Annotated in this window: 19 protein-coding genes and 4 tRNA genes; 10 read left to right on the forward strand and 13 right to left on the reverse strand. The window is 43.1% G+C overall.

What is annotated here, in order from left to right; all coding sequences use genetic code 11:
• Positions 1–6 precede the first annotated feature (6 nt).
• The 5 genes from tgtA to QXD64_06620 all read left to right on the forward strand — a co-directional run bounded on the left by tgtA (position 7) and on the right by QXD64_06620 (position 8,017).
• Positions 7–1,977, forward strand: a complete 1,971-nt coding sequence (gene tgtA, locus QXD64_06600) for a tRNA guanosine(15) transglycosylase TgtA (GenBank protein ID MEM3396984.1) — start codon at positions 7–9, stop codon at positions 1,975–1,977.
• Positions 1,949–2,479 carry a DUF402 domain-containing protein gene (locus QXD64_06605; GenBank protein ID MEM3396985.1) on the forward strand — a complete coding sequence of 177 codons (531 nt, stop codon included), beginning with the start codon at positions 1,949–1,951 and terminating at the stop codon, positions 2,477–2,479. Before tgtA ends, QXD64_06605 begins: the two co-directional genes overlap by 29 nt.
• Before the next feature lie 233 nt (positions 2,480–2,712).
• Positions 2,713–4,422: a hypothetical protein gene (locus QXD64_06610; protein ID MEM3396986.1), complete on the forward strand. Its 1,710-nt coding sequence runs from the start codon at positions 2,713–2,715 to the stop codon at positions 4,420–4,422.
• 11 nt (positions 4,423–4,433) lie between these two features.
• Positions 4,434–7,265, forward strand: a complete 2,832-nt coding sequence (locus QXD64_06615; GenBank protein MEM3396987.1) for a fibronectin type III domain-containing protein — start codon at positions 4,434–4,436, stop codon at positions 7,263–7,265.
• Between the two features lie 248 nt (positions 7,266–7,513).
• Complete coding sequence (locus tag QXD64_06620; protein MEM3396988.1) at positions 7,514–8,017, forward strand: gamma carbonic anhydrase family protein; 504 nt, start codon at positions 7,514–7,516, stop codon at positions 8,015–8,017.
• 4 nt (positions 8,018–8,021) lie between these two features.
• Here QXD64_06620 and QXD64_06625 read toward each other — a convergent pair.
• The 5 genes from QXD64_06625 to QXD64_06645 form a co-directional block, all read right to left on the reverse strand.
• A tRNA-Leu gene (locus tag QXD64_06625) sits at positions 8,022–8,106 on the reverse strand.
• Between the two features lies 1 nt (position 8,107).
• Positions 8,108–8,758 (reverse strand): hydrogenase nickel incorporation protein HypB, encoded by a 651-nt coding sequence (hypB, locus tag QXD64_06630; protein MEM3396989.1) that lies wholly within the window; start codon positions 8,756–8,758, stop codon positions 8,108–8,110.
• Between the two features lie 10 nt (positions 8,759–8,768).
• Positions 8,769–8,924: a hypothetical protein gene (locus QXD64_06635; protein ID MEM3396990.1), complete on the reverse strand. Its 156-nt coding sequence runs from the start codon at positions 8,922–8,924 to the stop codon at positions 8,769–8,771.
• A gap of 43 nt (positions 8,925–8,967) precedes the next feature.
• Positions 8,968–10,152, reverse strand: coding sequence for an oligosaccharide flippase family protein (locus QXD64_06640; protein MEM3396991.1), 1,185 nt, complete (start codon positions 10,150–10,152; stop codon positions 8,968–8,970).
• Positions 10,149–11,348 (reverse strand): PD-(D/E)XK nuclease family protein, encoded by a 1,200-nt coding sequence (locus tag QXD64_06645; GenBank protein ID MEM3396992.1) that lies wholly within the window; start codon positions 11,346–11,348, stop codon positions 10,149–10,151. Before QXD64_06645 ends, QXD64_06640 begins: the two co-directional genes overlap by 4 nt.
• A 55-nt stretch (positions 11,349–11,403) precedes the next feature.
• Here QXD64_06645 and QXD64_06650 point away from each other — a divergent pair, with 55 nt between their 5' ends.
• The gene (locus QXD64_06650) at positions 11,404–12,498 is read left to right on the forward strand and encodes a DHH family phosphoesterase (GenBank protein ID MEM3396993.1); all 1,095 of its coding nucleotides are present in this window, start codon (positions 11,404–11,406) and stop codon (positions 12,496–12,498) included.
• On the opposite strand, the gene QXD64_06655 is transcribed toward QXD64_06650, so the two are convergent.
• Both QXD64_06655 and QXD64_06660 read right to left on the reverse strand, forming a co-directional pair.
• Positions 12,486–12,680: a DUF6485 family protein gene (locus QXD64_06655; GenBank protein ID MEM3396994.1), complete on the reverse strand. Its 195-nt coding sequence runs from the start codon at positions 12,678–12,680 to the stop codon at positions 12,486–12,488. The two genes, QXD64_06650 and QXD64_06655, sit on opposite strands and share 13 nt — an antisense overlap.
• Positions 12,681–12,725: 45 nt before the next feature.
• Positions 12,726–14,141: a hypothetical protein gene (locus tag QXD64_06660; GenBank protein MEM3396995.1), complete on the reverse strand. Its 1,416-nt coding sequence runs from the start codon at positions 14,139–14,141 to the stop codon at positions 12,726–12,728.
• A gap of 129 nt (positions 14,142–14,270) precedes the next feature.
• On the opposite strand from QXD64_06660, the gene QXD64_06665 reads away from it, so the two are divergent.
• Positions 14,271–15,059, forward strand: a complete 789-nt coding sequence (locus QXD64_06665; protein MEM3396996.1) for a sulfide-dependent adenosine diphosphate thiazole synthase — start codon at positions 14,271–14,273, stop codon at positions 15,057–15,059.
• Complete coding sequence (locus QXD64_06670; GenBank protein ID MEM3396997.1) at positions 15,031–15,834, forward strand: hypothetical protein; 804 nt, start codon at positions 15,031–15,033, stop codon at positions 15,832–15,834. The genes QXD64_06665 and QXD64_06670 overlap by 29 nt, the downstream gene beginning before the upstream one ends.
• A gap of 30 nt (positions 15,835–15,864) precedes the next feature.
• On the opposite strand, the gene QXD64_06675 is transcribed toward QXD64_06670, so the two are convergent.
• From QXD64_06675 to QXD64_06690, 4 genes are all read right to left on the reverse strand, one after another.
• Complete coding sequence (locus QXD64_06675; protein ID MEM3396998.1) at positions 15,865–16,083, reverse strand: hypothetical protein; 219 nt, start codon at positions 16,081–16,083, stop codon at positions 15,865–15,867.
• A gap of 170 nt (positions 16,084–16,253) precedes the next feature.
• Positions 16,254–16,381 (reverse strand) — tRNA-OTHER (locus QXD64_06680).
• Between the two features lie 36 nt (positions 16,382–16,417).
• Positions 16,418–17,554 (reverse strand): DegT/DnrJ/EryC1/StrS family aminotransferase, encoded by a 1,137-nt coding sequence (locus tag QXD64_06685; protein ID MEM3396999.1) that lies wholly within the window; start codon positions 17,552–17,554, stop codon positions 16,418–16,420.
• 13 nt (positions 17,555–17,567) lie between these two features.
• Positions 17,568–18,116 (reverse strand): AAA family ATPase, encoded by a 549-nt coding sequence (locus QXD64_06690; GenBank protein MEM3397000.1) that lies wholly within the window; start codon positions 18,114–18,116, stop codon positions 17,568–17,570.
• Between the two features lie 153 nt (positions 18,117–18,269).
• Between QXD64_06690 and QXD64_06695 the strand changes: the two genes are divergently transcribed.
• Both QXD64_06695 and QXD64_06700 read left to right on the forward strand, forming a co-directional pair.
• Positions 18,270–18,375, forward strand: a tRNA-Pro gene (locus QXD64_06695).
• Positions 18,376–18,381: 6 nt separating this feature from the next.
• Complete coding sequence (locus tag QXD64_06700) at positions 18,382–19,479, forward strand: hypothetical protein (GenBank protein MEM3397001.1); 1,098 nt, start codon at positions 18,382–18,384, stop codon at positions 19,477–19,479.
• On the opposite strand, the gene QXD64_06705 is transcribed toward QXD64_06700, so the two are convergent.
• Both QXD64_06705 and QXD64_06710 read right to left on the reverse strand, forming a co-directional pair.
• Positions 19,480–19,554 (reverse strand) — tRNA-Thr (locus QXD64_06705). It abuts the gene before it with no gap.
• A 1-nt stretch (position 19,555) separates the two neighbouring features.
• Positions 19,556–19,909 carry a nascent polypeptide-associated complex protein gene (locus QXD64_06710; GenBank protein MEM3397002.1) on the reverse strand — a complete coding sequence of 118 codons (354 nt, stop codon included), beginning with the start codon at positions 19,907–19,909 and terminating at the stop codon, positions 19,556–19,558.
• Positions 19,910–20,089 lie beyond the last annotated feature (180 nt).

A 20,089-nucleotide genomic window follows, 5' to 3' on the forward strand; every position in this document is an offset into this window, starting at 1 on the left:
CCGACCATGTTTGAGTTAAAGGAACGCTCCGGGCTTGCCAGAATTTGCGTGTTAAGAACAAGGCATGGAAGTGTGGAAACCCCTGCATTGATGCCTGTGATAAACCCAAATAGACAACTAATCTCGCCTAAAGAAATGCAGCAGATTGGTGCCCAGATTGTGATTACAAATGCTTACATCATTAAAAAGAGTTTTGGTGAGGTTGCAAAGGAGAAGAAATTACACCAGTTAATCGGTTTTGATGGGCCGATAATGACGGATTCAGGCACATTTCAGTCCCATGTTTATGGAGATGTGGAGACCACTAATGTTGAGATTGTAGAATACCAGCGGGAAATAGGGAGTGACATAGGCACAATCCTTGACGAATTTGTGGAGCCAGACGACACATTTGAAGTTGCGAAAAGGAAGGTGGAGGAAACAGTTAGACGGGCAAAGGAAGCAAGAGAGCTAGCAGGCGAAATGCTTCTCTCCACACCAGTTCAGGGCGGTTTGTTTTTCGAGTTGCGAAAGCAATGTGCAGAACAGCTTTCAGGAATAGGAGATTTCTTCCCGATTGGTGGAATTGTGCCGCTCATGGAAAATTACAGATTTGGAGACCTTGTCGATGCTGGCATGAACTCAAGAATGCATCTGCCGCCTTCCGTGCCAGTCCACTTCTTCGGTGCAGGGCATCCAATGGTGTTTGGATTTGCCTGCATAATGGGTGCGGACTTTTTTGATTCTGCATCGTATGCAAAGTATGCTGTGGATGGACGGTATTTAACGCAGACTGGCACCTTACATTTAGAGGAACTTGAAGAACTTCCATGTGAATGCCCAATCTGCAGTTCCACGACTGGAAAAGAGTTGCGGGAGATGGATGAAAAGGAGAGAGTGCGAAAGCTTGCCTTGCATAACCTGCATGTGTGTTTTGGAGAGATAAGAAGGTTGAAGCGGGCAATAAGAAGCAACGAACTCTGGGAGTATGTGGAGGAAAGAGCCAACGCCCATCCAAAATTGCAGGATGCCTTATTCAGATTACTCAGATACAGAAAATTTTTGGAGCAGTATGAGTCCCTGGGCGGTAAATCCTTTTTCTACAAAAGCAGGATATCTTTCCAAAGGCCTGCAGTATCTAGATTTCGAAGAAGAGTTTTTGAGCGATTTTTCAACCAGCGAAAAAAGCAAGTGCTTGTTGTATTTCCAAGCACCCTGCCCCCTTATCTGGAGAGATGGCAAGGTGTTGTTGAAAAAATTCAGAAACTCACTGATGCAGATTTTGTGGTGCCAACACCGTTTGGGCCATTACCTCTTGAACTTTCTCTCCTCTATCCCCCAGGTGTTGCTGTGCTTCCAGAACACATGGGAAGAGAGGCAACAGCCTGCCAGAATGCCTGGATGCTCAAGCTTGCCCATAGTCATGAATATGGTGTGGCTGTTTACTGGGATGGCGAGGAGACAATGAATGCATTAGAAATGTTGGCACCTCAAACTGGATGTTCAGAAAATTTGCTTATAAGGTTAGTAAAGTGTGTTTCTGATTTCCAATTTGGTGTGGGTGCTGGCGAAATTCTCTGCTCGGGCAAGATTGAAATTGTTTGTTCGAAGAATACTGGGAGGATAAGAAACATTCTGTGTGATGGTAAACACATTCTTTCAATGCGGAACGATGGTTATCTTAACCTCAAGATAGAAGGGGCTAAGTTGCTGGCGAAACATTTCCAGAAGCCAAGGCTACGATGCATTGTGAGACAGGAATCATTTGAATTTAATGCAAAAGGTAAGAATGTATTTGCAAAGTTTGTGCTAGAGATGGACCCAGAACTGGTGCCAGGAGATGAGGTGATTGTTGTTAATGAGGTGGACGAAATTGGTGCCATTGGGAAGGTTTTACTCACTGCAGATGAAGCAAAAAGTTTTAAGCAGGGGCTGGCTGTGAAGGTGCGGGAGAGCATAGGTGGAAAAAATGGAGAAAGTGGAACTAGTAGCGATTAGACCTGGTAAACCTACAGAAATCTGGCATAATGAAAAAATTTACGAGGATGAGGATGTGGTGGTTTCACTCTTTGATTTCTCAAATTTGAAAAAGGAGTTCGTGGTAGATGGTAAGGTTGTGATAGATAGAAGCTGCAGGGCATTTTGTGCGGATTTTATCGGAAAACCCTACGAAATTCTCGTTGTGCTGGACAAGGAGAATGCTCTGAGGGGTTATTATGTAAACATCAACAGAAAAATTGAGAGGCAAGAAAACAAAATTTTTGTTCATGACCTCTTCCTGGATATCTGGGTATTTCCAGACATGAAATGGCAGGTGCTCGACGAAGAGGAATTTGAGGCTGCAAGAGAGAAAGGATTGCTTCCAGAAGAAGATGTTGAGCTAGCAAGGCAAACACTCAAGGAGTTTTTGGAGAAGATAGATAGCGGAGAATTCAGGAAAATGATAGAGAAGTTACCAAAATATGAAATTGGGTTGGTGATACCAAAGTCCTTGCCTTAATGCGAGTATTGAGGGTGCAACCCCTCGCTCGGAAAGCATGCAGAGAAAAACCTCAATTCTTTTTTGAAACTGAACAGTGAGCACAAAACCACAGGGTAAACGGATGCAACCTAGATTGTCCGTAGCATGTATCTACCAGAATAGCAAAGATGTAGTTTTATTTTCAGATTTTTATAATTGAAAATACTTACCTCCAGACAATTTTATTTTCCGCTTTCGTGCCAGAGCCACCTATGCCTTACACAATTAACTACACACCTTCCCCGTACAACCTGCATGATTTAAATAGCACAAAATCATATGTGGATGTGGAGGTGTATGGAGACTTGAAGAACGGCTATGTTGAGTTCACGCTCTGGCATGAGCGACTGAGCGATTTGGTTGTGTACATGAGACCTGCAAACTATCCCTGGCAGATATCATGGAAAGTGTGGAATACAAGTGAGGCAATTTTGTTGATGCCCACAGTGTATGGAAGTACAAGTCATACATCTAACATTGTGTTGCATTTGCCAGGAGCACAAAGCACTATGCATGCAAGATGGGAGTTTCGGGCACATTTCGGTGGTGCAAACTGGGAAGTGCCATACAAGGTTTATCTGGATACAATTACGCCTCAAAACGAAATTAAGCGAAATTGGCTCTATTTGCAAGACATAAATCCTCACACACTAATCTTCGTGCCACAGACACAGGTAGATGTGAGGGGGTGGGCAGTGGCACACCCGGGAATAACAAATCCCTCTGCTTATGATTCTGATCAGGATTATCTCACGGATTGGGAAGAGTGTATGATTTACTTCACAAATCCCACTAATGGAGATTCAGATGCAGATGGCTTTGGAGATTGCTGTGAGTGCATTGGGTTTGTTACAGACCCGTGGAGTTACACGCAGGATAGTGATGGAGATGGAATGCCTGATGAATATGAGGAACACGCTGCAAAACAAGGAAGTTGGCAAAATCCCACAATTCCAAATAAACGTGTTGCATTAATTGTTGTTGGTGGAATCCATCCTGGGATGGAGGGTGGAAATTTTCCGTGGTTCTGGAATGATATTATATTCATGTGGGATATTCTCCATTATTGTTGGAACTATAAAGATGATGATCTCAGGGGGTATTCCCAAGGTGAAGAGATTATAGTGTTTTACGCAGATGGAAACGTCCCAACCATAACAAACTGCGAAGGTTGTGCTCTTATTCACGATCTCTCTTACAAAAATCCAGAATTTACTGATCCCATCCATCGGAAAATTATAGATTATCCTGCAACCACTGACTCTTTTATTCAGTTTATCAACACCCCCCATCCTGAATTTGATTTTTCTTTCCTCCTTTTAGATGATCATGGGAGTTTAGATGGAAATTATTCAACTTTTCACTTGTGGGGCGAAGAGGAGATATCCCCTTCGGATATAGAGCTATGGTTTTCTCCTCAGACAGGATACAATCGAGTGGCTATAGTGGTTGAAGCTTGTCACAGTGGAGGATTTGTAAATTATTTTAAAGACCGAGCTATCTGGCAGTTTAATGTATATTCCTCTTCTTCTGTGAGTACCCCTTCGCACTCTACAGATTTGTGGACACCAGAGACCACCCATGCACACTCCTCTAATATGTATGGAATTCCGTATGATGCCCTCTATGAAAGAGAATACAGTGAGTACCTCTACTATTTTATGAGTGCTCTCAGAAAGTGGACACCAATATGGTGTGAGGAAAAAGGTTTTTTTGTATCTTGGCAAAATTATTCTAATGATCCTTTTGTTTTTCTTGGTGAAGCACATACATGGGCATGGGAAAGAGATAGCATAAATCCGGGCTACTGGATATTGTTGCCCCTGTCAGAATATCCTGTTCCTCCACCTCCCCCGCCGGAAGGCGCATGGTACGAGGAAGTGCCACAGAAATGGGAAGGAATGCCCATGTGCTTTTTATGAGAGGTGAAAATATGATAAAATTTAAATATATTTTAATAATAATTTTTTTACTTACAACATTTTTATTTTCAAATGATGAAAGAGGCATAGTGGCTTCTCAAACAAATGTCCATGAACCAATATACATAAACGGCAATACTGGTTTCGTTTTTGAGAATGGAGTTGTGGGTGGAAACGGTACATTTGATAATCCATATATAATTGAAGGATGGACAATCACCGCATCAGATGATTGGGGGATTAAGATTTGTAATACAGATACTCACTTCATCATAAGAAAATGTAAAGTAAAATCTCAAAATACATGTATAGAATTGATAAATGTGAGATATGGAAAAATAATCGATGCTGAACTTACCTCATCAAGATACAGTATTTCAATAACCCAGGGAAAAAATATATCGTTAGAGAATATGAGTTTTGCTAAAGGTGTAAATGTAGTGCACACATACGAACTTTTCCTCTCCAATATAAGTTTTATGATGTGCGGAATTGATTTTGAAAACCTATTTTCACCGTTAGAGATACCTACATTCTTCAATGTAACGGTAAATGGAAGAGAACTCCTCATAATTAGTAATAAAATGAACATTACCATGGAGAACAGATGGATAGGGCAACTAGTGTTTGTCAATTGTACTAACATATCAATTAGGAGATGCATAGGGTATGAGACAACTAGAGCAATCCAAATGTTCATGTGTAGTGAGATCTTTTTTCAAGAGAACATCTTTTATAAAAATATTTTTGCAGGGATACATTTGAGTTTATGTAAATCAGTATCTATAGATTCTAATATATTCATTGAAAATGGAGATGGTTGTAAAGTGATAGGTAGTAGAGATGTAAAGCTAGAGAGAAATTGGTTTATTGGAAATGGATTTGGAACCACATTTGTTGAAGAGACATCAAATCTTTCCATAACTCACTCCATTTTTTACAATAATACCTATGGTGCAATATTATTTGTAAGAATGTCCTACGCGATAGTTACGAATGTTTCAATCTGGGACAATTTGTTTATTTTCAATAACTTTAATTGGAGTACATACCAATATGAAGGGAGACAAGCTCTCTCTTATGGAAAACCACCTCCATGTTTTCCATGGAATACTACAACCAAAGGGAATTTTTGGTCAGATTGGATAACTCCAGATAACAACAATGATGGGTTTGTTGATGAACCTTACCCTATTGAAATGCTGGAAGGGGACATAAATTATTCCGCACAAGCATATGACTACCTACCATTGAGTAAACCTTCATTTGTTAGCATTATACATACTCCTGTCATGAAAATAGTTACTAGGAGAGTCAATATTAGTGCTACCATGGTACACTCAGGAGAAAACATTTCGAAAGTGATTTGTTATATTCGTTTCTCAAATGATTCCGAATTTATTCCTGTAAATATGACGCCAATTTCTTCTGGTGAATGGATAAAACACTACTCGTGCATAATAGATATCCCCCCTGGTAAGCCTGTTCTTCAATATTATATATATGGTGAAGATTGGACAGGGAAAAACGCTACAACAATAGTGTTTGAAGTGAACTTGAGACCTCCGCCACCGCAAAATCTCTCAGTAAAAACGAACAATGGAAATATCTATCTCCAATGGAATTGCGCACTCTCAAATCACGAGCCTCCTCTTCTATCTTTCAACGTATACCGTGGCCTCACCCCAGAAAATAAATCCCTTCTTGCCTCTGCTGATGCCAACACTACATCCTATATTGATTCCAATGTCACACCTGGCATCACATACTACTACCATGTCACAGCCGTGAACGCAATTGGCGAGAGTGAACCCAGCAATACTGTTTCTGCTACACCTGGCTCCGTTGCTTCGCCCCCACAGAACCTTACTACTGAAGCGAAGGAAAGGAGTATAGTTTTGGCATGGAATTTGCCTGTTGATGCAGGTGCTCCGCCGCTAACTGGTTACAACATCTATCGTGGACTTAGCATGGAAAACAAAACGCTCATTGCTACGGTTGATGCCAACACCACAACCTTTGTTGACACCAATATCACACCAGGCATCACATACTACTACCATGTCACAGCCGTAAACGCAATTGGCGAGAGTGAGCCCAGCAACACAGTTTGTGTTACAGTGCCTCTAGCAAAACTGACTGCAAAAATTCTTGTGGCAAAGAGCAATCTTCGCTCTGGCGAGGAAATTGAGACAAGAGTGGTTGTTGCTGATGCAGAGACAGGAGAGCCAGTAAAGAACGCAACTGTTTCTCTTTCCACGCAGTTGCCGGGTAAGTTTGAGAGCCTGGCAGGGCAAACAGACGGGAATGGAACATTTACAACAAAATTTATTACAGGAAATGTAAATGCTAGTATCTTTGGGAAACTGGTTGCGAACATAAGTGCTGAGCATTACGAGAATGCAACAACAAGTATTTTGCTTGGAATTCTGCCAGGAGAAATGAAAATAAGCGTGGAGATTGATAAAACAGCGGTAAAAGTTGGTGAGAATTTTACTGTGGTTGTTAGTGTGAAGGATGAGAATGGGGATTGTGTGGAGGACGCAAGTGTGGAGATTCTGGTTGGTCAAGATGGAGCAGTTGCTGGCGAATATCAAAAGTTTACGAATGCTGAGGGAAGAGCAGTGTTTACTTTTTCTGCATTAAAAGAGGGAAATCTCGTGTTCCAGGTGGTTGCAAAAAAGGAGGGCTATGCTGAGGCAAGATCTGGAGTTGGTGTTTGGATTAAGGCAGTGCCAGAGCAAGGAATTGATTTCGGAATACCATTTGCATTGCTTCTAATTGTGCTTCTAATTGTAGGGATATGGGAAGAGAGGAAAGGGGGGCAGAAAATCTCTTCTTAAGAGAGGTAAATAAGGGCAACACATAGACCGCACGAAAAATGGGTAGGTTTGGGGAACCCTTTTGGTCGCTAACGCTCGCAAAAGCGTTCACGGAAAAAATGGACAGGTTCGGGGATACCGAAGGTATCCCCTTGAGGCAGGTTACCGTAAGGGTGCCAACCCTCGTGGTACCGTAGGGTGCAACCCCGTCCGTAAGGGGCGCAGCCCCTCGTAGAAAAATATAAAACCCAGAGAGAATTTGCCCAAACATGCCAAAAATTCATCCAAGCTGCTATGTGCATGAGACGGCTGTGATTATTGGAGATGTGGAGATTGGCGAAGATTCTTCCGTCTGGCCGAATGCAGTGATTCGTGGAGACCTTCTCCCAATAAAAATTGGAAAATGCACGAACATCCAGGATAATTGCGTAATTCACACATCTCCCAGAGACAAAGTTTTTATCGGGGACTATGTCACGCTCGGGCATGGTGCAGTGGTGCATGGTGCAAAGCTCGGTAATTACATTATTGTGGGAATGAATGCGGTGGTTCTCAACGGTGCTGAAATCGGTGATGGATGCATTGTGGGTGCTGGAGCAGTTGTGAAAGAGGGAATGAAGATTCCTCCTTACTCTGTTGCAGTTGGAATCCCAGCGAAAATAATCAGGGAGAATGACCAGAGCTTGCTCGAAGCCACGAAGAGAAATGCAGAGGAATATCTGGAACTTGCAAGAAACCATAAGGCAAACAAATACGAGGAATACAAAAAGTAAACAGTGCGGGAGCCAGGATTTGAACCTGGGAACCCCTACGGGACCAGACCCTGAATCTGGCGCCTTTGACCAGACTTGACTACTCCCGCATTAAAGCCCCATTTCTTTCATCAACTCATCGATGCCTTCTCCGTGTTTGGCATCAGTGAGCAGGATTTTCTTGTGGGGTAGTATTCTTTTGTAATCTGAAATTATCACATTCATGTCCACATCCACATAGCCCGCAAGGTCTTTTTTGTTGAGCACAGCCAAATCTGCATTTGCAAAGATGACTGGATGCTTTCGCACCATATCATCGCCTTCGGTTGTGGAAATCACCACAATGCGCATGTCTGCACCAAGCGGGAAATCAGAGGGACAGACCAGATTACCCACATTTTCAATGAAAAGCACATCAATTGAATGTAGGTCAAGTTGATCTATGGCATGATGGATGTAGTGAGCATCAAGATGACACTCCTTACCCGTGTTCACATTTACCGCTTGAGCCCCATGAGCGATAAAACGGAGATAATCATCGTTACCAGAAACATCGCCAGCAATCACCGCACAGCGAATTCCCTTCGCCTTCAATTTGTCAATTATCCGCTCAATTATCAAGGTCTTGCCAGAACCAATGGAGCCCATGAACTCATAGCTTTTTATCCCGTGCTCCTTTAATTCCCTGGAAATTTCCTGGGCAATTGAAAGATTTGCTTTCAAAATGTCAGTGCCTATCTGGACTTCCGTTATCTTGTGCATTTCTTACACCTCATTCGTAGGTAATGAGATATACAAAGCCTGTGCCGAGCCAGGTGATTCCAGCCACCAATCCCCAGATGTTCCATTTCATTGCCACTGATGCAACGATTAAGAGAATGGGCAGCACGAAGAGCAGGAAGAGTGGAAGTGCCTTCTTTGACTTCATGTACGAAAGGAATAGAATTTACAATAAAAAGGTTGTGCTTTCATTATTGTCTCAGAGGTTTTTGAAGAGAGTGTGAACCTGCAATTCCAGCCCAGAGGAATATGGCAATTCCATAAGCAATGAGCAGGGCAAATGCCGCACCCGGCATTCCCATTGTTGGCACCAGTAACCAGAGCAATACTACGTCTGCAACTGCGGCGATGCCAAGCACAAACCCCTCGTATAACGGTTTGCCAGCACCAGTCCAGACAGAAGCAAAAACATCAGAGCAGGCAAAAAGAACCATCGCAATACTGAGCGTTGGTAGCACCTGAGATGCAGGCAGATAACTCTCGGGATAAATGATGCCTAACAAGGTTGTGGGAATCAGTAGAAATGGGATTGCAAGGAGAAACGAGATGCCTGCAGTAAGGGCAAGCCCGAATTGCAGGTTTTTCTTTATCTCCATATTTTTTGCGGTTTCTGGCAGCATCACAGTACTCACAGCGAAAGGTGCAAACACAAACACAGTCATCAAAGTTTTAGCAGCCATGTAGTAAGAAAGTTCAGCAGGGCTCAGAAATTCTTTGACAAACACGGCATCCAGATTGGCTACAAGAATGTATGCGATTGAAGAAACATAGAGGGGAAGTGAGAACCTAACCAATCTTTTCAGCAGGTTTTTATTGAGTAGGCCATGGGAGGCACAGAGTGCCTTTCTTGAGAGCACGAAAGGCAGGGGAAGCAGGGTTGCAACAAGGTAGATGAATGAGAACAGCAGAACCTCTGGGGAACACAAATAGAGAAATCCAAGAAGGGCAATTCTGATTGCATTTGCGGCAACGAGATAAAGAGAAAGTTGCTTGTAAGCATGAATGCCCCGAAAATAAGAATAAGCAAACTGGGAAACAAAGAATGAAAGGGCAAGGAGGCAGAGAGAGATGCCGCCAATGAAAACCATGATTGGAAGCGAAGCAAGCAGGAGAATTGTGGAAAATCCCAGCACATTAAATCCAATTGTCTGTTTCTCCTCCGAACTCAGAAACCTGGTCATCGTGGTGTAGATGCCAGCAAACAGGGAATTGTAGAAAATCATTCCCAAAGAAACTAGGTATCTGAAGACACCAAAATCTTCAAAGAGCAGGAATCTGGCTGCGAGCAGGAAAAACACGAAATTCAGTGCATAACCCACAAGGTTGCCTGCGCCCACTACAACCGTGCTAGCCAGATACTTTCTGTAAACAGTCATAATGTGTATTCCTTCTTTTTCGTGCTGCAGTAAAACTTTGCGTATTTGGAGAATCCGCAAAGCTGGTTTATGGTCTGGAGAAGAGATGGAGGAAGATTTTCACTCTTCAGTTTTTGTGAAAGATTGAAACGGTCAATCTCCAGCAACTCTTCAGCAAGCCCTGCAGCAAAGATTGCCTCTTTGAGCATGGTGTACTCAGGACTCTCTTTTGCTGGCAGCTCTATGTTATCATACTCCCTAATTTTTACCTCACAATCTCTCCCAACGACTGCCAGATAGTTATTGGCTCTTGCATACTCCAGCAGTTTTTTCTTCACAGCATCCAATTCATCCTCGAGTTCCCGAATTTTTTCATGGAGTTCTCCGTAACGGGTAGCAAGTTGAAAACCTTCTTCAGCAGTAATTTCTTCTGGTCCAAACTCCTCCAATTTCAATGTGTGTTTTTTAAGCGGGCAGTATTTCCAGTACTGGCACCAGTTGCAGAGCACACTCTTTTTTGCTTCAAATTCTTTCTGGTTGAGAATTTCAAAGGCGATGGTTCTCAGATTCTCCTTCAGCATGTTCAGTTGCTCGGGTGTGCGGAGCACCTCCCGCTCTGTGTCAAAACGGAGATAGTGCCAGATTAATCGCACCTCTTTCACATCGTCAAACTGCTCCTGGAGAGCAATCTGATAAATTGCAAGCTGCTCGTTTTCCTCGCACCAGTCCTTGTCAGGCAATGTGCCGGTGGTCTTGTAGTCGTGGATTTCATACTTCCCATTTCCTGCCTTATCCACACGGTCAATCACACCAGTAATCTCTACGCCCTCGCCAAGGTCTATTGTAAAATCTTTCTCTACCCAGAGCGGCAGTGCCTGGTTGAAAGGATAGAATTTTTTGTAGTAGCTGATGATACAATTTTTTCCAACATCAAAGTAATTTTCCGCAGTGTACTCCTGTTTCACAATCTTTACCTTATCAGGGTCCCATCGTGTCTTCCACTCGGCAGTGTAGAAATCCTCAAGTTCTTTCAACGGATCAAGCTTCCCATTGATCAAATCAGTGTAGAGTTTTTCTAGTGTTTCATGAACAAGTGTGCCCATGAATGCTTCTATGGTCGTTCCTTCTGGCTCAATTTTGTCAATTCTAGACAATTTATACTGGAGTGGGCAGTTTTTGTATGTCTCTATGCTAGAATATGAGAGTTTTATTCCCATGGGGTTGAGTAGGGGAAGAGAGTATATAAATATGGTGCAGAACTGCAAAAAGTTTATGCATGTGCAAAGCATTGTCGTATTGATGAGAAGAAGGGCCAGGGAAGTGGCACACACCATTGTTTCTATAGCGTCAGAACATAACTGCTTACCTTTTTACATTGTCGCACATGCAGATGCAGACGGCATTACCGCATCCGCAATAATAACTAGGGTGCTTAATGCTCAAAAAATCATGCCGATAGTTGTGTTCACAAACTCAACGGAAATAAACGAGATAGTTTATCACGGCACGATAAATCCAGTACTACGAACTCCTACGGATGCAAAAGAGGGCATCTGGATTTTTTTGGATACTGGTTTCAACTCCCTCAATGTCCTCGAGAAACTCAAAAAGAAGATAATAATAGACCATCACTTCTGCAGCGAACAACACTTGAAAAAAGCACAAACTGGCACATTTAATAAATCTATTAGCCATGAGTCTTGGACATTGCTGTTATCCCCGCATCTTTTTGGAGTTGCGCACAATGAGTGCACTGCTGCGTTTCTTGCTTACCTCATCGCTAAGAATGTGCGGGAAGATAGAGAACATGGGCCGCTTGCAGTAGTGGGGGCGTTGGGCGATGGCATCTATGGAAAAGAGTTTACAATTTCAGGAATTGCAAGAGAGGCTGTTCAGGAATCAATAGAGAAGAATGAAATTCAGATAAAGAGAGACCTCCTAGTTCCAGGCAAAGAGACCCTTTCCATTAAGAACCTACTCATAGAGATGAACCAGATGTTAGAGATGGGCTTTGAAACTGAGGCGCTGTTATCTGAAATGGTCTCAGATTTAAAAATTCCGAAAAATGAAATTGAAGAAAATAGATGGATTGATCTCTTACCGAAAGAAAAGCGGAATATTCTCTCATGGATTGCAAAAAAAAGATTGAAAATGGGGCACGACGCAGGAGCGGTTCTTGGGATGGTGGGTGAGGTTTACCACCTTAAAAAACATAGGCCAGGTATACATATGCATGACTGTGCCGAATTCGGAAAACTTTTGAACGAATGTGGCGAGAGAGCACTTGCCCATGAGGCCTATCACCTTTGCCTCCAGCAAACCGAAGAAAATTACAGAAATCTTGTCGACAAACTCTATCTACGCTGAACCTTTACAAAGTATTCAATGCTTCTGTCGTAGGTGCGTTCTGCTTCAGGAGGAAACAGACACCCTGGCAATTCTCCATGACTCCTGTGGTAGGCGATGCATTCGCAGCAAATGCCCTTTCTCGGGCACGGCTCGTATGTGCAGGTGCATTTTCTCGCATTTTCTGCCTTTCTGCAGTCCATTATCTCACCTTGTTGTGAGAATGAAGAGGGTATAATAAAAGTTATTCAATGTAAGAACAGGAGGCAATACAGTGTGAGAATCAAAAGACAGCTAGAAAAGACGGTGATGAAGATTGTTTTCCCTGGAAAACTCAGTTTAGTAGGTATGAAGGGCAGGAGCACCAGAGCAAAGATGAATGTGAGAAGAGCTGCGTAGGGAATGCCAGAAACTAATTCTAGTATTCCACATGCGAGCATGAAGATCAGGAGGGTGAACACAACACTTTCCCTTAAACCTATGTAGAATTCCATTATGGTTTTCTCATGTAGGCCAAATGCAGCGATGAGCAGTAAACCAGTGATGAAGTAAAATCCTAGGAGGACCGTGTAGAATGAAAGAGGAAGGAGCCACATCAGTGCTACAGCCGATAGTACTATGCAGATCCCAGCTGTAGGAAGAGTAAATTTCACAATTTTCAGTTTAGGTAAGCCGCCCACAAGTCCAAATGCAATGAAGAAAGCCCCATTCAGGGGAAGAAGAAGTGAGGGTAGAAATTCTGCAGTTCCGAAGGGATATGCGGATACTGGAAACCATATCATAAAGACCCCACAGAGAATCGAGATTTCGCGTAGCAACCTCTTGTTTTCCTGATAGACCAAAAAATGAAAGATAGCCAGAGGAGAGAGATAGTAAACGATCTCAACTTCGTTAAACTCGACAAAGAAAGAATAGCCAAAGACCAGCACTGCATTTATGAGGGTCTGTGCCCTACAAATTCTGATCAATGTCGGTGCAGTCGGAGCAAGTGGAAATAACTTGAGATAAAAAACAACAATCACAAAAAAAGCAAGGCCCTCAGCTCCCAACAGGCAGCAAACCGTCCCCATTTGAAAGCTAAAAACGTTTTTTTCAAAAATGTATAAAAGAGTAGCAACCAGAGATGAAAGTCCCAAGTTCGCAGCAATGGTTCGGTTTTTCAACTTCTTAATTTCCTCTGGGTCCACTTTGTCAGTTTCCTGGTTTCGACTGAGTTCTTTCGCCTGGCTTTTCAGCGTAGGCTCCTCTCCTTCTAATTTAGTTGCTACATCTTTATCTCTATGTATGCTCTGGCACTCTTCTTCCAATTCTACACCCTCAAACATCTCCTGAGTTTCTTTCTTTTCAAGTTCCAGAATTTCTCTTATTGTTTTAATGCCAAACTCTTTAGCAATTCTTTCCCTTGTTTTTATTGCCTCGTTTCTCCCTTTCTGGGTTAGAAAATAAACTTTTACCTTGCGTTTCTGTCCCTTTACATGCTCCAGTGTCTCGCCAACAAGCTCTAGCCCTTTCAACTTTTTTATAGCAATTGACACATGGGCACGGTCCATCTCAAGTGCCTCGGCAATACCGTACTGGGTGAGTACATATCTGCCCAGCAAGCCCTCTTCTGTCGCATTTTTCTCAAGGAGATAAACTAAGATTTTCTCCCATGATTTTACCATAACGCTCCAATTTAGCAAAATGCTAAGGTGGTATTTATTGCCTTCCCTAGTGCGACTGCACAACAAAAAAAATCTCATGCAAAGATAACCCTATATACTCCTTCCAATTCCATTTCAACAGGTGATTGTATGGCAAAGCTCTTCTCAAAGGCAAGTGAAAAGGATGTGACAAAAGCGATAGTTAGCCAGTTTGCAAAGGATATGGTGGACTTCACAGAGGTGGATGTGGCAATTATTGGTGCAGGCCCAAGTGGCTTGCAGGCAGCAAGAGACCTCTCACTCAGTGGAATAAAAACACTTGTGATAGAGAGAAACAACTATCTGGGTGGTGGTTTCTGGATTGGCGGTTTCTTGATGAACACTGTTACACTGCGTGAGCCAAGCCAGAAAATTCTTGATGAAATAGGAGTTCCCTACACGGAATACACAAAGGGTCTCTACATAACACCTGGACCGCATGCCTGCTCCAAACTGATTGCAAGTGCCTGCGATGCGGGTGTTAAATTCCTGAACATGGCAAAATTTGACGATGTGGTAATTCGTGAGAAAAACAGAGTTGGGGGTGTTGTGATTAACTGGACGCCGGTTTCCGCCCTGCCAAGAGAAATTACATGTGTTGACCCAGTTGCTTTAGAAGCAAAGGTTGTGATTGACGCAAGCGGACATGATGCCGTCGTTGTGAAAAAGCTTGAGGAGCGGGGGCTCATCAAGACACCTGGCTTCGGTGCAATGTGGGTTGAAAAGTCAGAGGATGCAGTCGTAGAACACACATGCGAGGCCTACCCTGGCTTGATTGTCACAGGAATGGCTGTTTCCACGACCTTTGGGCTGCCAAGAATGGGCCCCACATTTGGCTCAATGCTGCTTTCAGGCAGAAAGGGGGCTGAGATTGCAAAGAAACTTATCAAGAAGAAATAAAATTTACATCTATCCATCTGCTTGGAAAATAGAATACGGCGAGATTGCGAGCTTCCTTTCCGAGCTCACAGGCATTCCAGTGGAGCTACGTAACTCTTTTTTTGACACCTTTGTGATCGATTCTGAAAAGCTCGCAGTGGACTTTGCAGCAGCTAGAATCTTTGACATCTTTTCTACATCCTGTGCAGCAGTGCATGAAAGCTATGCAATTACCGCAATAGAAAAGGAGTTTATAACAGAAGGGAAGCCAGTTTATGGGGTGCTCTACGATGCTGGCAGAGTTGCAGCAGCCCTGAGAAAATGGATTCCAAAACAGGAAAGAAGACTTGAAACTCAACACATTGTATTTCTGGATAGATTAATTGCCACCTATGATGCAGAAAGATACCATGCCAGAATGCTCTATTGTTCCTTCCCTTCTCTGATATCCACCCTTGGTATGATTCAGGCACCTGCAAGACCAAAAGAATTCTACATTCTCAGAAATTCAAACCCCAACATACCTGAAGAAGTATTGCTTGAGCAGTTTAAGGAAAAGGTCCTCACATATGATGACCCTCGGCTTACAGAAGTTGCAAAAGGACTTACACTTCAAACAGTTCTCTGGACCAACGGCTTTGAACCATTCTGCAAAAATCGTTCCTGCAGACTCTACAATGCGCACTGGCAGGAAGAATTAATTACCTCCCAGATGCAGGGAAAAATTTGTGGAAAACACCAGAAGATTATTCGAATAATAAAGGACAACCAGAATATAACCAATAAAAAACAATAAGTAAATAAAATAAAAAGGAAAATGTTTTGTTTAGGCCTTCATTATCTTCATCCAGCCGTTGGACTCGTAGATTGCAAGCTTTCTCTTCTTCAGGAGTTTCTCGAACTCATCCCAGTCCACGACTTCAATTCTCTCGTTCTTTCCCTTTGTGAACTGGATTCCCTCAGTTCCTTTCACTTTCCCTGGCTTCAGTCCCTTCTTGGATGCAATCTTCTTGGCGTCGTCCAACGATATCTTCTGCATTACCATTTTTCTCACCTGAGTGTTACATACACTCCAGATAACCATATAGCATACTGGTTTATATATTTTTCGCTGGCTTGGACATCCCTCTTACCTATTTAAACCCTACATTATGAGATTGTTAAAGGGGGTTGAAGAAAAGCAAGCAAATGTGTTAATCAAATCTGCATGAAAGGCGCGGGGAAGGGGATTTGAACCCCTGAGGGCAATGCCCAACGGATTAGCAATCCGGTGCCTCGGCGTAGCCCGACCAACGAATCTTACGAGGCAAATCCGTCGCCTTACCGGGCTGGGCCATCCCCGCTTTCTTGAAGAGGATAAAGCAGTTTTTATATTAAACTTATTCTCTCTTCTTATAAAATTCTGCGATCGTGTCCACAATGTAGTTCTGCTCCTCCTCCGTCAAAGCATAATAAAGCGGCAATGTAAGAATTTGCTGCCAGATTTTTTCAGTCACTGCAAGCTTTTTCCTGTATCTCTTGTAGGCAGGCTGGAGGTGGACAGGCATGTAGTGCACTCCAGTGGTAATCCCCTTTTCCGCAAGGAATGCCATCAAATCATCCCTTCTTTCACATTTTATCACATAACTGTAGGCACTTGTTTTCACATGCGGGAGTAGTGTGGGGGTTTTAACCTCTGGGATTCCCTTCAATTTCTCAGTGTATCTGTTGAAAAGATAGGTTTTTCGTTCTAGGATTGAGGGAAGTTTTCGCATCTGGGCGATGCCTATTGCTGCAGCAACATCATTCATGTAGTATTTGTAGCCCACATCCTCGCAAATAAAATGCCAATACCTTTCCTTTGCCTCCTTCAACCTCGTCCAGGTATCTCTGTCTGCCCCCAGAAACCTGTACTGTCTGAGTTTGTTGTTCAATTCATCGGAGTTTGTGGTAATGGCTCCACCTTCACCAGTAGTTATGTTTTTGGTTGCATGGAAGCTGAAGCAGGTCATTTCAGAGCCGAGCGAACCAATTTTTTTGCCTCTGTACTCTGCACCAAAGGCCTGGGCAGCATCTTCGATTACATGCATCCCTCTCTCTTTTGCAATTTCCAGGATTTCATCCATTTCACAGGGGTGCCCAGCATAATGAACTGGGAGAACGCACACGGAATTTTTCGCAATTCTTTTTTTCAGGTCATCTGGGCTGAGACATAGTGTTTCCTCGTCAACATCTACCCAGACAGGTTTTCCGCCAGCATGGAGCACTGCATGGGCGGTAGCTACGAATGTAAGAGAGGGAAGAAGCACGGCTTTTCCTCTTACCCCAATCATTTCCAGGGCCAGATGAAGGGCCGAGGTGCAGGAATTTGTGCAAATTGCGTGTTTTGCACCAAGATATTGACTAATTAATCTCTCGAATTCAAGGGTTTTTGGGCCGAGCCCCACCCACCCACTTTTAAATGCCTCCTTTATTTGTTCAAGTTCTTCTTCCCCGAGATAGGGTTTAAACAGGGGAATTCTAAAAGCTTTTTCCATGTTTCTCATTCCACTACAGTCCACGCTCTTTCAAAATCTTCTTTATCAGATTCTCAGCGTTTGTTCTAAATTCCTCAACTGTTCCTTCATTTACGAGCATATAATCTACCATGGCCAGTGCACTGCCGAGCCCCCATTTCAATTCTCGCTGGTCTCTTAAAATGCATTTCTCGAGTGTGATTTCATCGTCACCCCTTGCCCTGGCAAGAATTCTCTCATATCTTGTTTCAGGCGAGGCATGAATTCCTATTGTCACAAGTTTATCGCCGAAGTTGTGGCGGAAAATGTTGAGTTCTGCATCTCCTCTCGTGCCATCAATTATTGTCTTTTTTTCTGTCACCCTAGGCACAACAAGTGTTGCCCAGTAACCCATACCATGTTGTTCTCGACGTTCAGATGCCACCTTCGCCACGTTCTCTGGCGTATCAGGTAAGTTCATCTTTTTTGTTTCCTCCCGAACTATATCTCCCATTCTGATAGGCACGAAACCATATTTTTTAGCGACATTCAGGAATTCTTCCTTGCCTGCACCAGGCATACCAACGGTTACTATCACGAGCATTATGAACACCGCATCGGAAATAACGAGGTTGTTTATTTGTTTTTTCAATTCGGGATTTGGCAATGTAGAAAGAATTTTTCGAAAAAAGACAGATATTTCAGTGTTGAAGTAAGGTATTTATTTTTCCTCTGTATTCTGTTGCTAAGCATAGCAGGGGCCGTGGGGTAGCTTGGCCTATCCTACGAGCTTTGGGAGATGCCACTGGTGTAAGTGGTATCGAGAAAAGCTTGAGACTCCAGTTCAAATCTGGACGGCCCCATAAGCTATGAGAGAGTTCGTGGTGGTTGTTGTCTTGGATGCCGAGCAGAGTCAGACCCTAGTTCAGCTTGCGAACCAGATTCAGGAGATGTGTGAGAGATTAAAAAAGCGGGAGAGGGAAATTAAGGAGAGGGGGAAACAACTAGAAGAAATCGAGAAAGAGCTCGGGGCAAGGGCAGAGGAGCTTGAGAAACGAGAGAAGGCATTGGCAGAAGCGAGCAATGAGATTACAGAGAGGGAGAAGATAGTGGCTGCAGCAAGTGCAGAAATAGCAAGGAAAGAGGTAGAGTTAAAGGCCATAGAGGAATCTATGAGGGCCAAATTGGACAAAACGACAGATTTGGAGAAGATACTAGTTGAGAAAGAGCGGGAACTTACTGAACTGAGAGCTAGGTTTGAGGAAAGAGAGAAGGTGCTGCTGAGCACGGAACAGGAACTCGGAAAAAAGCGAGAGGAGATAGATAGAATTGAAAAGGAATTATCTGAGAAACAGAAGATGCTCGAGCAAATGGCAAAGGAGGCAGAGAAGAGAGCAGTAGTGGATGTTGACGTAGAAAAACGTTTAAAAGAGATTGAAGAACGGGAGAACCGTGTGCAAGAACGCGAACTAAAGGTTGCGGAAAGAGAGAAAAATGTGGATGTGCGACTCACGGACATTGAGAGAAAAATCCGTGAAGCAGAGAAGCGTCTTGCTGAGATTGAGGAGAATGAAAAATTGATAAGTGAGGAATGCAGAGATAAAATTGAGTGGGCATCCAGCGAGGAAAAGCGAGTTCAAGCACTTCTTTCAGAGGTAGAGAAGAAGAGAAGGGAAATTGAGGAAAAGGAGAAAGGTATTTTTGCAAAAATGCGGGAAATTGAGATAGAGCGAGAGAAATTGATAGAATTGAGAGCCGAGATTGAATATAAGGAGACAAAGTTGAAAAACTCAGAAGCCCTGATGGAAGAAAAAATAAAGACACTTTCAGAAACAGAGAAAAAGCTCATGGAGTGGGAGGAGAACCTGAAGAAGAAGGAAGCTGAGATTGAGAATCTGGCGAAGAAAGCAGAAGAGGACATGGCAAAAATAAGAGAGTATCTTGATGCGTTAGAAGGAAAAAAGTAATGGAGCCGCTGAAGGGAATTGAACCCTCGACCTACTCCTTACCAAGGAGCCGCTCTACCACTGAGCCACAGCGGCATTAAATCTCTTTTTCAGACATTATTTTCAGAATTGCCTCGGCAGGTTGTCCATCTGTTTCTTCCAGGGCTTTCCTTGCCTCTTCTTCGCTCACATTGGTTTGCTGGACTACGAGGAGCACATCTTCGTGTGTGTACTTTTGCTTTGTAACTTTTTCTACAATTTCTGGCTCACCAATGAGTTGAAAGATTTTCTGTCCCTGGATGGTGACGATTGCGACTTCTGCCTTTCTGAACACATAGTCCCTTGCCTTTGTCTTTATGATGACCTCTTCAACGCCTTCGATTTCTTCCGTGGAAATGCCCATCTTTTTCATCATTTTCTGGGCTTCTCGAGGCCGCATCCTGCCTGGCATCATGTTATCTACAAGCAGTATTAGGAAGGGAATTTAAAACTTTTTGGTTGCCCTCATGACTTCGGAAGGTTGGTATGAGCCACACAAGCTTTTACGCTGTCCCTTACCAATTTTCCACAGAGAAAATGAAATCAGAGGAGTAAACCATACTTTCATGTATTTGTTAAATGGTTCGTATGA

It is taken from the genome of Thermoplasmata archaeon (assembly GCA_038874435.1).
GTDB lineage: Archaea > Thermoplasmatota > Thermoplasmata > Lutacidiplasmatales > SKW197 > SKW197.

Bases quoted from the DNA above. Each gene is read 5' to 3' on its own strand.
- QXD64_06685 (MEM3396999.1), bottom strand. From the start codon at position 17,554: ATGGAAAAAGCTTTTAGAATTCCCCTGTTTAAACCCTATCTCGGGGAA.
- tgtA (MEM3396984.1), top strand. From the start codon at position 7: ATGTTTGAGTTAAAGGAACGCTCCGGGCTTGCCAGAATTTGCGTGTTA.
- QXD64_06700 (MEM3397001.1), top strand. From the start codon at position 18,382: ATGAGAGAGTTCGTGGTGGTTGTTGTCTTGGATGCCGAGCAGAGTCAG.
- QXD64_06635 (MEM3396990.1), bottom strand. From the start codon at position 8,924: ATGAAGTCAAAGAAGGCACTTCCACTCTTCCTGCTCTTCGTGCTGCCC.
- QXD64_06675 (MEM3396998.1), bottom strand. From the start codon at position 16,083: ATGGTAATGCAGAAGATATCGTTGGACGACGCCAAGAAGATTGCATCC.
- QXD64_06710 (MEM3397002.1), bottom strand. From the start codon at position 19,909: ATGCCAGGCAGGATGCGGCCTCGAGAAGCCCAGAAAATGATGAAAAAG.
- QXD64_06610 (MEM3396986.1), top strand. From the start codon at position 2,713: ATGCCTTACACAATTAACTACACACCTTCCCCGTACAACCTGCATGAT.
- QXD64_06645 (MEM3396992.1), bottom strand. From the start codon at position 11,348: ATGGGAATAAAACTCTCATATTCTAGCATAGAGACATACAAAAACTGC.
- QXD64_06615 (MEM3396987.1), top strand. From the start codon at position 4,434: ATGATAAAATTTAAATATATTTTAATAATAATTTTTTTACTTACAACA.
- QXD64_06660 (MEM3396995.1), bottom strand. From the start codon at position 14,141: ATGGTAAAATCATGGGAGAAAATCTTAGTTTATCTCCTTGAGAAAAAT.
- QXD64_06655 (MEM3396994.1), bottom strand. From the start codon at position 12,680: ATGGACTGCAGAAAGGCAGAAAATGCGAGAAAATGCACCTGCACATAC.
- QXD64_06665 (MEM3396996.1), top strand. From the start codon at position 14,271: ATGGCAAAGCTCTTCTCAAAGGCAAGTGAAAAGGATGTGACAAAAGCG.
- QXD64_06640 (MEM3396991.1), bottom strand. From the start codon at position 10,152: ATGACTGTTTACAGAAAGTATCTGGCTAGCACGGTTGTAGTGGGCGCA.
- QXD64_06605 (MEM3396985.1), top strand. From the start codon at position 1,949: ATGGAGAAAGTGGAACTAGTAGCGATTAGACCTGGTAAACCTACAGAA.
- hypB (MEM3396989.1), bottom strand. From the start codon at position 8,758: ATGCACAAGATAACGGAAGTCCAGATAGGCACTGACATTTTGAAAGCA.
- QXD64_06690 (MEM3397000.1), bottom strand. From the start codon at position 18,116: ATGCTCGTGATAGTAACCGTTGGTATGCCTGGTGCAGGCAAGGAAGAA.
- QXD64_06620 (MEM3396988.1), top strand. From the start codon at position 7,514: ATGCCAAAAATTCATCCAAGCTGCTATGTGCATGAGACGGCTGTGATT.
- QXD64_06650 (MEM3396993.1), top strand. From the start codon at position 11,404: ATGCATGTGCAAAGCATTGTCGTATTGATGAGAAGAAGGGCCAGGGAA.